General features: G+C 67.2%; 13 protein-coding genes. 5 read left to right on the top strand and 8 right to left on the bottom strand.

Annotated features, from left to right (window positions below; genetic code table 11):
* Positions 1-1,074, top strand: coding sequence for a branched-chain amino acid aminotransferase (locus VGV37_RS14180; RefSeq protein WP_326880346.1), 1,074 nt, complete (start codon positions 1-3; stop codon positions 1,072-1,074).
* A gap of 49 nt (positions 1,075-1,123) precedes the next feature.
* Here the strand turns inward: VGV37_RS14180 and VGV37_RS14175 are convergent, their stop codons facing one another.
* Positions 1,124-1,735, bottom strand: coding sequence for an FMN-dependent NADH-azoreductase (locus tag VGV37_RS14175; protein WP_326880344.1), 612 nt, complete (start codon positions 1,733-1,735; stop codon positions 1,124-1,126).
* A 98-nt stretch (positions 1,736-1,833) separates the two neighbouring features.
* Between VGV37_RS14175 and VGV37_RS14170 the strand changes: the two genes are divergently transcribed.
* A complete protein-coding gene (locus VGV37_RS14170) occupies positions 1,834-2,202 on the top strand; it encodes a helix-turn-helix domain-containing protein (protein ID WP_326880343.1) in 369 nt (122 codons plus the stop codon).
* 3 nt (positions 2,203-2,205) lie between these two features.
* Here the strand turns inward: VGV37_RS14170 and VGV37_RS14165 are convergent, their stop codons facing one another.
* The 4 genes from VGV37_RS14165 to VGV37_RS14150 form a co-directional block, all read right to left on the bottom strand.
* Positions 2,206-3,300 (bottom strand): hypothetical protein, encoded by a 1,095-nt coding sequence (locus VGV37_RS14165; protein ID WP_326880342.1) that lies wholly within the window; start codon positions 3,298-3,300, stop codon positions 2,206-2,208.
* Positions 3,301-3,339: 39 nt separating this feature from the next.
* Positions 3,340-4,596, bottom strand: a complete 1,257-nt coding sequence (locus VGV37_RS14160) for a hypothetical protein (RefSeq protein ID WP_326880341.1) — start codon at positions 4,594-4,596, stop codon at positions 3,340-3,342.
* A 238-nt stretch (positions 4,597-4,834) separates the two neighbouring features.
* Positions 4,835-6,280, bottom strand: a complete 1,446-nt coding sequence (locus tag VGV37_RS14155) for an MBOAT family protein (protein ID WP_326880340.1) — start codon at positions 6,278-6,280, stop codon at positions 4,835-4,837.
* A gap of 77 nt (positions 6,281-6,357) precedes the next feature.
* The gene (locus VGV37_RS14150; RefSeq protein ID WP_326880339.1) at positions 6,358-7,446 is read right to left on the bottom strand and encodes a DUF2252 family protein; all 1,089 of its coding nucleotides are present in this window, start codon (positions 7,444-7,446) and stop codon (positions 6,358-6,360) included.
* A 110-nt stretch (positions 7,447-7,556) separates the two neighbouring features.
* Here VGV37_RS14150 and VGV37_RS14145 point away from each other — a divergent pair, with 110 nt between their 5' ends.
* Positions 7,557-7,988, top strand: coding sequence for a YccF domain-containing protein (locus tag VGV37_RS14145; protein WP_326880338.1), 432 nt, complete (start codon positions 7,557-7,559; stop codon positions 7,986-7,988).
* A gap of 11 nt (positions 7,989-7,999) precedes the next feature.
* Here VGV37_RS14145 and VGV37_RS14140 read toward each other — a convergent pair whose 3' ends face one another.
* Positions 8,000-8,623, bottom strand: a complete 624-nt coding sequence (locus VGV37_RS14140; protein ID WP_326880337.1) for a 2-dehydro-3-deoxy-6-phosphogalactonate aldolase — start codon at positions 8,621-8,623, stop codon at positions 8,000-8,002.
* Between the two features lie 3 nt (positions 8,624-8,626).
* Positions 8,627-9,508, bottom strand: coding sequence for a 2-dehydro-3-deoxygalactonokinase (locus tag VGV37_RS14135; protein WP_326880336.1), 882 nt, complete (start codon positions 9,506-9,508; stop codon positions 8,627-8,629).
* 110 nt (positions 9,509-9,618) lie between these two features.
* Here VGV37_RS14135 and VGV37_RS14130 point away from each other — a divergent pair, with 110 nt between their 5' ends.
* On the top strand, positions 9,619-10,344 hold the full coding sequence (locus VGV37_RS14130) for an SDR family NAD(P)-dependent oxidoreductase (protein WP_326880335.1): 726 nt from the start codon (positions 9,619-9,621) through the stop codon (positions 10,342-10,344).
* 11 nt (positions 10,345-10,355) lie between these two features.
* Positions 10,356-10,847: a 2,4'-dihydroxyacetophenone dioxygenase family protein gene (locus tag VGV37_RS14125; RefSeq protein WP_326880334.1), complete on the top strand. Its 492-nt coding sequence runs from the start codon at positions 10,356-10,358 to the stop codon at positions 10,845-10,847.
* Positions 10,848-10,860: 13 nt separating this feature from the next.
* Here VGV37_RS14125 and VGV37_RS14120 read toward each other — a convergent pair whose 3' ends face one another.
* Positions 10,861-12,147 carry an MFS transporter gene (locus tag VGV37_RS14120; protein WP_326880333.1) on the bottom strand — a complete coding sequence of 429 codons (1,287 nt, stop codon included), beginning with the start codon at positions 12,145-12,147 and terminating at the stop codon, positions 10,861-10,863.
* Between the last annotated feature and the right edge of the window lie 210 nt (positions 12,148-12,357).

Here is a 12,357-nt window from a genome sequence, read left to right as displayed (position 1 = left end):
ATGACCAATATCGCCATCACCCGCACGACCCAGCCTAAGCCGCGCCCGTCTGACGACAGCCTGACCTTCGGCACGGTGTTCACCGACCACATGTTCGTCATGGATTATGAGGACGGCAAAGGCTGGCACGATCCGCGCATCGTGCCCTACGCCCCGTTTTCGATGGATCCGGCCGCCTCGGTGCTGCATTACGCCCAGGCCGTGTTCGACGGGTCGAAGGCCTACCGCGGCAAGGACGGCACGATCCGCCTGTTCCGTCCGCGCAAGCATGCCGAACGGCTGAACATTTCGTGCGAGCGGCTGTGCATTCCCCAGCTCGACGTCGAGCTGGTGCTGGAATCCTTCGACAAACTGATCGAGGTCGACCAGGCCTGGGTTCCGTCCAAGCCGGGCACGTCCTTGTACCTGCGTCCGTTCGTGTTCGCGTCGGAAGCGTTCCTGGGCGTGCGCCCGTCCAAGCGCTACAGCTACTACCTGATCCTGTCGCCGGTCGGCCCGTACTATGCCGAGGGTATGAACCCGGTGAAGATCCTGGCGACCGACGAATATGTCCGCGCGGTGCCGGGCGGCACGGGAGCGGCCAAGACGGCGGCGAACTATGCGGCCAGCCTCTATGGCGCCGAGGTCGCGAAGAAGGCCGGCTATACCCAGGTGCTGTGGCTCGACGGCGTCCATCACAAGTACCTGGACGAGGTCGGCACCATGAACATCATGGTCCAGATCGGCGACGAAGTGATCACACCGCCGCTGAACGGCTCGATCCTGGCCGGCGTCACCCGCGATTCGATCCTGACCCTGATGCGCGACTGGGGCCTGAGGGTTTCGGAGCGTCAGGTCTCGATCGATGAAGTGCTGGCGGCGGCCGAGGCCGGCACGCTCAAGGAAATGTGGGGCACGGGCACGGCAGCGGTCGTCTCGCCGGTCGGCGAACTGGGCTATCGCGGCCAGAAGATCGTCATCAACGGCGGCAAGACGGGCGCCCTTACCCAGAAGCTGTATGACGCGATCGTCGGCATCCAGTATGGCGAGACCAACGACGCTCACGACTGGACCAAGCCGGTCGTCCTGAAGTAGCGCCCACGGAATGCGGGCCCGGCCATGGCCGGGCTCGCGTTCGTTCGGGTCAGGCCGCGAGCGCGGAGACCTGGCCCAGCGCAGCGGCGACCGACTTCTCGGCGGCCTCCGGACCGAAGGAAATGCCTTCGACCGGGATCACCTCGACGTCGGTGATGCCGATGAAGCCCAGCACCGTCTTCAAATATGCGTCCTGGAAATTATAGGCGGTCATCGGGCCTTCCAGATACAGGCCGCCCCGCGCCGCGACGATGTACACCTTCTTGCCCTTGACCAGACCCTCGGCCCCGTTGGCGCCATAGGCGAACGTATGCCCGACGCGCACCAGATGGTCGATCCAGGCCTTGAGGGTCGAGGGGATGCCGAAATTATACATCGGCGTCGCGATGACGATGACGTCGGTCGCGAACAACTCGGCGATCAGCGCGTCGGAGGCCGCGACGGCGCTCGCTTGGGTCGGGCTGCGCAGCTCGGGCGCCAGCGTGCGGCCCAGCACGTAATCCTCACCGACATGGGGCAGGGGATTGGTCGCGAAATCATGGGTGACCAGCGTGGCGTCCGGCCGTTCGGCCTGCAGCTTGGCGACCAGGGCGGTTGCGACCTGGGTCGAGTGGGAGGCGGCGCCGCGTGCGCTCGCCGTGACGTAAAGGATCTGGCTCATGGGGAACAGCCTTGCGTTGACAGGAAGGGGAGGTAGTCACATTTTGTGACTGGGGCTAAATTGATGACTGGCCCGGAACCGCGCAAGGAGGCACATTCGTGAGCCTAGGGAACAATCATGAGCCTTCGAATTGCCGGCTCGTCGGCGACGTGCTGGCGCGGATCGGCGACAAATGGACCGTGTTCATCGTGCGCATGCTGTCGGGCGGCCCGATGCGCTTCAACGAGTTGAAACGGGGCATCAACGGCATTTCCCAGCGCATGCTGACCTTGACGCTGCGCGGGCTTGAGCGGGACGGCCTCGTGACGCGGACGGTATTCCCCACGGTCCCGCCGCGGGTCGATTACGAACTGACCGACCTGGGACAGACCCTGATTACGATGCTGCAGGGAATGGGCGAATGGGCGCTGAAGAACCGCCCGACCATCCTGGCCGCCCGATCGGCCTACGACGCGCGAGCGGAATAAGACTCACGGCGGCAGCGCACCCTTGGCGATCAGCAACCGCTCGACCAGACGGGCCGCGAGGCGATGGCCAGTCGTCGACCAATGGGTATCGTTCGGCAGGTACAGGTCGACATGGTCGGTCGGGTCGAAATCCCGGTCGAACCGCACCAGGTTGAGCGCCGGGTATTGGGCGAGCAGGTCGAGCCGCGAGATCCGCCGGAATTGCGGGGCCGCCAGGAACGGCCCATAGGCGGTAAGCTTGTCGGGCGCCACCATGGCGACGAACAGGGTCTTGCCGTTGGCCTCGACCCGCGCCTGCATCCGCAGCAGATTGCAGGCCGCACCCCGCCAATCCGCTTCGGTCCAGCCGAGCTTGTTGAAATCCTCGCCATAGACCAGCAATTCGCGATCGGCCCGGCTGGAGAACAGCCCGCCCCGGGTCAGGTCCAATTCGACGGAATTGGTCGTCTCGCGCCCCATGATCCGCCGGCGCAGGTTCTGCGTCAGGTAGGCGGCGGCATAGGACGCCGGCCAGTCGGTCCAGGCGCGCGCGGTCGGACGCGTCACCGGAACGGGCGATGCCGTCGGCGGACCCGGCGTCAGGGTGACGGCCGGCTGCGCGATCGCGTCCGGGCAGGCGTCGGCCGGCCGGCTACGGTGGTTGGGCACCAGGTTGCGTTCGACGATCTCGTAGATCACCACGGCCGGCGGGTCGGACCGGAAACGGTCGCTGGCCAGCAGGCGGCCGACCATGTCGTCGTCGCTGTCGAAAATAGCAACCTTGAGCCCGGTGTCATGGGCCAGGAAATGCGGCCAGGTCGTGCCGGGGTGCCACGGCGATTCGCCGGTGAAGCTGTCGCCGATCGCGACCACGTCATAGGGGACGTCGAGATTGCCCAGCTTGGCGGCCAGCGGATCGAAATGCTCTTCCGGCCGGGTCCAGCCGAAGTCGTTCTCGCTGCGCCAGCCGATACGGGTCAGGTCACCGGACAGCGGTTCGAACGAGCGTCCATAGAGGGCGAGGCCGGCTGCCAGGATCAGTGAGAACAGGATCAGCAGGAAGGCATAGCGTTGATGCAAGCGGACGACCCTGGCGACGGCAAGAAGCTCGACCGGCAATAGCAGGTTTCCAGCCGCGCCGCCATCGGCGCCCGGGCGTCAGACCTCGATGTTCACGCTGACATGGATGCCGATCGACGTGCCGGCGGTCGAGCCGGCGGCAATCGTCGCGGCGCCGTCGTCGCCGATCGCCGCGTTGCCCAGTTGGGTATCGGCACCGCTCACACCGGCATCGCCGGCGACCGTGCCGCCCTGGTCGTTGCCTTCGTTCGGGCCGTTGATGACTGCGTCCGCGGCATCGATCTGTGCCCTGGTCGCCGGGCTGGGCGTCCCGTCGCTGCCGCCGTTCGCCTCGATCTCGCCCTTGGCGCTGTAATAGCCGCCGATCGATTCCACCGTGTCGACGACGGCCTGGGCGAACTTGTCCTGCGCCTTGCGGGCTTCGTGCGCGATCCGTTTATTGGGCGAGTTCAGCAGCGGCGGCAGCGCCTTCTTCAGGCCTTTGCCGATCGCGGCCAGGGCTGCGACGGCATCCTTGATCAGCTCGTCGTAGGGATCGTCGATCGCGGCGGCCGCCGCGCCGGCGGAAACCCCGGAAGCGGCGGCGCTACGCGGATCGGTCAGGGTATTCTTGACGTCGAGCGAGGTCGAGACCCTGACGTTGAGCCCGGCCTGCTTGGCGCTCTCCTGCAGTTCCTGGGCGCCTCGCAGCGGGTTCGCGATCAGATCCTGCAACGCCTTGACCAGGGTGGAGCCGTTGACCGGCAGTCCGCTCGACTGCAACTGCGCCACGATCGCCTGCGCGAGACCGGAGGTGACCTTGTGATCGGCCGATGCCCCGGTGCCGAGACCCGCCTCACCGGCGATCAGGCCGGTCACGGCATTGCCGACCTGGCCGGAATAGCCGGCCTCGACGGCGGCCGGTGTCGATTTGGCGCCGGAGCCGGCCGTGCCGCCGGATGCCGTGCCGCCGGATTGGCTTGCAGGGGTCGCCGGCGTGGCACCGCCGCCGAGTGCGGCGGCGCTGGCTGCCGCCGCCTCGGCCGCACCGGCACCGGCGGCGTCGGAAATGCCACCAGAGCCACCGTCCTGGGCGATCGCCTGTTCGGCGGACGCCAGGTCGCGCACGGCACCCGCGATATCCTGAGCGATCCGGACGGCTTCCTGCACGGCCCGCAGGCCGCCACCGACCAGATTGAGCGCGCGCAATTCCTGGATCGCCTGGGCCAGGCGGCTGGCGGCCGCATCCTTCGGCGCCTGGGTGCGCGCGTAATTTGCAACCTGGGTCAGCGTGTTGACCGCGCGCAGGCCGGCCTTGAGGATATCGGAGGCCGGTTTCTGTTTGATGTCCAGCACGATGGCGGAGCCATATTGCGAGCCATCGTCGGTTCCGACGGTGACTCCGGCCTCTAGCGCGCCCGTTTGACTGGTCGATCCATCGGCATTTGTATTCGACGTGTATTGTTCGTACACGGAAAAGCCGAGCGACGAGACGGCGACCATTTTTGGTCCCTCTTCTCATTAAGACAGGTTTAACCTACCGGCGATTGTGCGCTCCCGATTGCTGCTCGTCAATCCGGACGTCGTGCTGTTTTTAAAAGCGGTAATACAGGAACGGGCTGACGTCGGACATCTGGCCAAGCGCCACGACGAAGCCCAGCGCCAGGACCAGCGCCCAGGCGGGCGACGGGCGCCAAGTGAGCCGGCGCCAGGCTTCCGGCCCGCCCAGCACCAGGCTCTGGCTGTTCGGCAGCAGGAAGGCCACGGCGCCCAGCGCCGCCAACTCGACCCAGACCTCGGCGCCGGGCAACAGGGCGGCGAAGCTGCCGCCATGGCCGGCCATGGCGGCGAACATCCGTCCCGCCGTATCGAACCCGTTCGCCCGGAACAGCACCCAGCCCAGCATCACCGCGAGGAAGGTGAGGGCCCAGCCGGCCAGCCGGGCCGGCGGCTTCGCGGTCACGCCGCCCAGGCCCAGGCGCCCGACCATCGAGCGCCAGCCGTGGTTCACGATCAGCAGCACGCCGTGGAAAGCGCCCCAGGCGACGAAGGTCCAGGCGGCGCCGTGCCACAGGCCGCCCAGCAGCATGGTCACGAACAGGTTCATGTGCCGGCGCGCCGGGCCCAGGCGATTGCCGCCGAGCGGGATGTAGAGATAGTCGCGCAGGAAGCGCGACAGGGTCATGTGCCAGCGCCGCCAGAACTCGATCGGGCTCGCCGCCTGGTAGGGCGAGGCGAAGTTGAGTGGCAGCACGATGCCGAACAGGCGGGCGGCACCCAGCGCCATGTCGGTATAGCCGGAAAAATCGAAATAGAGCTCGAAGCTGTAGGCGAGGGCGGCGGCCCAGGCCTCGCCCAGGCCGGGCGAGCCGCCCTGGGCGGTCGCGTCGAACACCAGGCTGGCCACCGGTGCGATGCCGTCGGCCAGCACGACCTTCTTGACCAGGCCGATCATGAACAGGGTCAGGCCGGTCGAGATCATCTCTGCGCGCGGTCGCGAGGTCCGCGGATCGGCGAATTGCGGCATCATCTCGGCGTGATGCAGCACCGGACCGGCCAGCAGGTGAGGAAAGAAGGTCACGAACAACAGGTAGTCGAGCGGGTCCGCCTCGCGCACCTTGCCGGCGCTGGTGTCGACCAGAAAGGCGATTTGCGTGAAGGTGAAGAACGAAATGCCGAGCGGCAATGCCACGCCCAGCGGTGCCCAGGCGGTTCCGGCCAGCGCCGCCAGGCTCTCGCGGAAGAAATCGGCATATTTGAACCAGCCGAGCAGCGCCAGGTCGACCGCGATCGCGGCGCCGAGCAGGATGCGTCGCCTCGGGTACCCGGCGCCGGCGATGAGCCGGGCGGCGCCGTAGTTGAAGGCGATCGAGCCCAGCAGCAGCGCCAGGTAGCGCCAGTCCCACCAGCCGTAGAACAGCAGCGACGCACCGGCCAGCCACAGCCGCCCGCCGCGCGGATTGACCCGCGCCAGCGCGAACCAGCCGACCAGGGTCAGGGGCAGGAAGCCCAGAATGTACGGCAGCGAGTTGAACAGCATGAAGCGGTGGCGATGTCTCGGGCGGTCGGGCCCGCATCCTTGCGTTCGCGCGCCGGTCAGCCAAGTCTTTTCGACCGTCAGTCCGCGTGCTGCGCCGCCCGCCACACTGCCTGATCCCCGCGCAGCCGGTCGGCCGTGATGTCGGCGGCACGTTCCAGCCAGGAGCGGCGCCGGCCGTTCAGGTCCTTGCGGATCGCGTCGCCGGCGCTTTCCGTGCCCAGATGGATGTTCGCGAGTTCGGCACCCATCGCCATCAGCAGCCGTTCCTCGAGTTTCTTCTTGGGCAAGGCCGTCAGGTCGATTCCGATACTTTCCGGCGCCAGGCGCCGGATCATCCAGCCGTCGATGGCGCCGGCATAGGGATCCGGACAGCGAATCGCCCGGGCCAGCAGATCATTGTATCGGATGCGCTTGCGCCCCTTGTCGCGCGCCCAGACCCAGGCGGACGGCAGCAGTGCCTTCGCCTCGCGTGCGATCGTCGAGCCGTGCCAGTCGGCCAGCGCCACATAGCGCGGCCGGCCGAGGCTGCCGAGGCCGGCGGTGCGGTGGACGAACCGCAGCGCCAGGCCGGTCTGCGGAAAGCGCTTCTCCAACAGCTTGCATAGCTTGTGCGGGATCGTGTCCTCGGCGCCGGGCAGGTTGTTGAGCCTGGCCCAGAACGGTTCGGGATCGCGGAACTCGCCGAACGCCAGCTTGCGCAGCCAGCGATTGGGCTCTTCGAGCACGAACGGGCGCGCGTCGCTTTCGAGGTGCTTCAGATATCCCGCGAGGATCGTCTCGGCGATCCGGTCGCGCGCCGCGTCGACCTGGTGAGCCTCCAGCGCCAGCAGGGCCGAGGCGGTAAGGCGCACCAGATCGAGCGTGTAGGGCGCCATGTGCGCCTCGTCGAAGTCATTGACGCCCCAGACGAGCCGCCCCTCGATGTCGCGCCAGGTGCCGAAATTCTCGACATGGATATCGCCGACCGCGAGTACGCGCGGCGCATCGGCCAGGTCCTCGCACAGCTTCGGCCAGAGCTGGGCCCACCGGTAATATGTCGCGCGCAGGAACGGGAAGGGGCCCGCAGCCATCGCCGCATGCTTGCGCGCGAGATCGGCGCGCAGCTTGGGGATCTGGGCGAAGGCCCAGGTCTCGTAGGCCTCGGTCGCCTCGACGATGTCCATCATCGGGTCGGTCCTTCCATGGCATATTGCAACCTGGCTGTATCGCACAAATATGACAGCTGCTTGTGCAACGTGTCCCGCGACCGCTTGCCGTTTCGACGAGGGAGGACGTTGTGAGCCTGATTCTGAATATCCTGTGGTTGATCCTGGGCGGCGGGCTGTTGACCGGCGGCGCGTGGTTTCTGGCCGGCCTGCTGTTCGCGCTATCGATCGTCGGCCTGCCCTGGGCGCGAGCCGCCTTCAACATCGGGTTCTATACCCTGCTGCCGTTCGGCCAGACCGCCGTTTCCCGGGACGAATTGTCGGGCCGCGAGGATATCGGCACCGGCCCACTGGGGCTGCTTGGCAACCTGATCTGGTTCGTCTGTTTTGGCTGGTGGCTGGCGTTCGGCCATCTGGTGCTGGCGGCGGGCTATGCCGTCACCATCATCGGCCTGCCGTTTGCCTGGGTGCACCTGAAGCTGGTGCCGATCGCGCTGTTCCCGATCGGGCAGGCCGTCGTTCCCAACGGGGTCGCCTATGGTTCCCGTTATGGCAGGCGCTGAGCTTCGACCGTTCAACCTCTCGGCAATGACGCGATGAACTTGCTGGCGGCGACGGCCACTTCCCGGGCCGTGTCGCCCGGCTTGTAGAGGGCCGATCCCAGGCCGAAGCCGGTGGCGCCGGCCTGGTAGTAGGCTGCCATGCGGTCCGGGGTGATGCCGCCGACCGGGAGGATCGGCACGTCCGGCGGCAGCACCGCCTTCATCGCCTTCAGGACGTTGGGCGGGTTCGCTTCGGCCGGGAACAGCTTCAGGCCATCCGCGCCCGCCTGGATCGCGGCGAAGGCCTCGGTCGGCGTGGCAAATCCGGGAAGCGCCACCATGCGGGCCGCCTTGGCCGCGCGGATCACGTCGGTGTCGGCGTGGGGCATGACGATCAACCGCCCGCCGGCCGCATTGACGTCGTTGACCTGGGTCGGCGTCAGCACCGTTCCGGCGCCGATCAATGCCAGATCGCCGAACTGATGGGCCAGGCGCGCGATGCTGGCGAACGGGTCTGGCGAATTGAGCGGCACTTCGATGATGGCAAAGCCGGCATCGATGAGTGCCGCCCCGATCGGCGCCACCTCGTCCGGCGTGATGCCGCGCAGGATCGCGACCAGCGGGCAGCGGGCAAGGGCGGTCTTGAGATCGATCATCGTTTACAATCCTCGCGACAGGAGATGGAGCCCGGCTGCGGCCCGGTCCGGCGCCATGGGCAGGGCCACCCGGCCCGACAGAGTCAGGGCCTGACCATAGCGCCGGGTCAGGGTGTCGTTGCCGATCAGATGCACCGGGCCGACAATCGCCACGGTCGCTGCCAATTCATGGCCGATCAGCAGGCCCGAAAGATAGGCCGGCAGGCTTTCGGTGGGAACATCGCCCATCAAGCCCAGGCTGCGCACGCCGAATAGATGGTGCAGCAGCCCGCCCTCGGTCCTGGCGCGCGCCAACCCGGCGGCGAAGGCCTGGTCGTCCGGGTCCGATTCCGCGTCCGCCGCCGGCATCAGGCGGCCGAGGATCGAATGCTGCCGCAGGACTGCGAAGCTCTCGCCGGTCATATGGGTCTGGAAACCGGTGATCCGGCCGTCCTCGACCCGCACCCATTTCGAATGGGTGCCGGGTAGGCACACGAGACCAGTGCCGCGGTCGAGCGCGTCCAGTGCGCCCAGGATCTGGACCTCCTCGCCGCGCATCACGTCGGGCACGCCGTTCGACCGGCAGGTCAGGCCGGGTGCCAGCCATGCCTGGCCGGGCCAATCGAAATCGAGCCGGGTCAGGGCCGCCCGGATTTCCGGCTCGCCGGCCGGGCAGGGGGCGTAGGGCGCCTCGCGCCAGCCCTGCCGGCTGCCGATCATCCCGGACAGCAGCATCAGCCGTTCGGCGTCGAGCCAGGGGCCGACCTCTTCGCGCAACACGGCATCGAACCGGCCGTCGGCCACGCTCAGAATGCCGCGCGGCGATGCGACGGTTGCGAGGATCGTGCCGTCCGCACCGAGCCGATAGGCCCGGAAGCTCGAGGTTCCCCAATCGACGGCAATCATGCTTCGCTCCTCGTGCGTCACTTTTCATCAGACTATTGGCGGCGGCCGGTCGTTGACAACCGCCGTGAGCGGAGGACACCCTGCCGGAAAGAACGGGGAAGGGAAGCGGCATGCGGCTCGATGGGCTGACGGCGATGGTGACAGGCGGTACCGGGGGGATCGGTGGCGCCATCGCCCAGGCGCTGCGGAACGCCGGCGCCGATGTGCTGGCGACCGGGCTCGGCGGCGCCGAAGTCGCTGCAGCCGAAGCGGGCGCGGCCTTCCAGGGCATCCGGGTCCGCGCGCTCGACGTGGCCGACGATCGGGCGGTGACCGATCTGGTCGATGGGCTGGGGCGGCTCGACATCCTGGTGAACGGTGCCGGGATGATCGTGCGCGCTGGCGGCGAGTTCGAGGTCGAGACGTTCCAGAAAGTCATCGAGGTCAACCTGACCGGCGCCATGCGGCTCGCCACGGCATGCCGGCCGCTGCTGGCCCGGCGCGGCGGCGCCATCGTCAACATCGCCTCGATGCTGAGTTTCTTCGGCAGCGGTGCGGCCCCCGCCTACAGCGCCAGCAAGGGCGGCATCGCGCAATTGACCAAGAGCCTGGCGATCGCCTGGGCGTCCGACGGCATCCGCGTCAATGCGGTGGCGCCCGGCTGGATCGAGACGGCGTTGACCGGATCTCTGCGCGAGGACCCGGCCCGCAGCGCCGCGATCGTCGCGCGCACCCCGCTCGGCCGCTGGGGGCGGCCCGAGGATATCGGCGGCGCCGTCGTGTTTCTATGTTCCGGGGCCGCGGCCTTCGTCACCGGCGTCGTGCTGCCGGTCGACGGCGGCTATGCGGTCGCTTGAGGAGAGCATCCATGCCAGCCGTGAAATTCCAGCAGGCTGCCGGCATCCAGCCGGAGATCGCGGTCCAGGCGATGCCGGAGGACGAGCGGGTCTGGGTGCCCCAGGCCGACAATGTCTGGTTTCGCCCGCTGTTGTTCAACACGGTCAGCGGTGGCTGGTCGAACCTGCTGCGCGTGCGCAAGTCGGGGGTGCTGAGCCGCCATCGCCATCCGATGATCGTCACCGGATACGTCATCAAGGGCAGTTGGCGCTACCTGGAGCATGATTGGGTCGCGACCGAAGGCAGCTTCGTCTACGAGCCGCCGGGCGAGATCCACACCCTGGTGGTCGACGAGGGCGTGCCGGAGATGATTACGTTCTTCACCATCTCCGGCGCCATGATCTATCTGGACGAAGCCGGCCAGATGAACGGGTACGAGGACGTCTTCACCAAGATCGAGATGTGCCGACGGCACTACCATGCCGTCGGCCTGGGCGACTACGTCGACCAGTTCATCAGATGATGTACCAAGTTCATCAGGTGAGCGCTTCGAGGTCCGCGCCCGAGATCGGGCGTTTGACCACGAAGGTGTAGATCAGGGCCGACGTCGCGGCGATGCCGGCACCGACGATCAGCGCCGGGATGAACGATCCGGTCCGCTGCACGATGATGCCGGTGAGTGCCGGAGCGAGCGTGCCTCCCAGATAGCCGCCGAAGTTCTGGATGGACCCGATGGACGCGACGTAGGTCGGCGGCGCCGCTGCCGTGACCAGCGCCCAGCTGCAGGCGCTCGACACGTTGCCGCAGAAGACCGCGAGGCAGATGAAGGTGAGCGCCATCTGCCAGCTGTCGGTGAAGGCGGCCGGGATGGTGAAGAGCGCCATGCCGAACAGGCCGCAGATGATCGGGATCTTGCGGCTCATCATCGGGGTGTGGCCGCGGGCCGCGAGCCAGTCGGACACGGCGCCGCCGACGATCGACCCGATGAAGCCGAAGATGTACGGCACCGAGGAATAGATGCCGGTCTTCATCACGCTCATGTGCCGCTCGATCTCGAGATAGCCGGGCAGCCAGGTCAGGTAGAGCCAGATCAGATAGACCGTGCCGAAGAAGCCCAGCACCATGCCCCAGGTCGTGCGGAAGCGGAACAGGCGCAGCCATTGGGCGAAGCTCACGCCGGCCGTGCGCGGCGGCTCGCCTTCCTGGATCGCCGCCTTGTCGGCTTCCGTGATGTCGGTCTCGCCCGGATCGCGATAGGAGGCGTACCAGATGATCGCGGCGATCACGCCCAGCACGCCCATGGCGATGAACATGGCGCGCCAGCCCCAGGTCAGCATCAGCCAGGTCAGCAGCGGCGGTGCCAGCGCGGGTCCGAGCGTCGAGGCCGAATTGAAGATGCCGGTCGGCAGCCCGCGGTCGCGTACGTTGAACCAGTTGGACACGACGCGCGCGCCGGTCGGGAATTGCGGCGCCTCGCCGATGCCCAGCACGATGCGCGCATAGAAGAACTGGCTATAGCCGCTGACGAAGCCGGCGAAGCCCTGGGCGACCGACCAGATCGCCAACCCGATACCGAGCAGCTTGCGCGGACCGACCTTGTCGACCAAGCCCCCGGTCGGCAATTGCGCGAAGGCGTAGCTCAAGGAAAAGGCGGCCAGCAGATAGCCCATCTGCTCGATGCTGAGGCCCAATTCGGCGCGGATTTCGGGATTGCCGATCGCGAGCGTCTGGCGATCCAGATAGTTGATGGCGCCGGTCACCAGCAGCAGCAGCAAAGCCAGCCGCTGCATGCGCCTGACCTTCGGCGAAACAGGTTGCGTCATGTCACTCCCCTCGCGCGCGCCTCGCGGTGCGACACGCTTTCGTTCTGGTTCTTTTCCGCGAGCGTCAGAGTGCCGATTTGTCCGACAACTGACAATCGTCTTTAAGCAGACTTATCGGCGCGGGATCGAAAAAGACGGAAGCCCTTCCCATATAGCGAAGCGTGTTCGGGCTCTTGGGGGTTGCCATGCCGTCGTCTCGCCTGTTCCTCG

It is taken from the genome of Aliidongia sp. (assembly GCF_035943795.1).
Lineage (GTDB): Bacteria > Pseudomonadota > Alphaproteobacteria > ATCC43930 > CGMCC-115725 > Aliidongia.
Note: the sequence above shows the minus strand (reverse complement) of the source record. Positions and strands in the feature narration are given on the sequence as shown.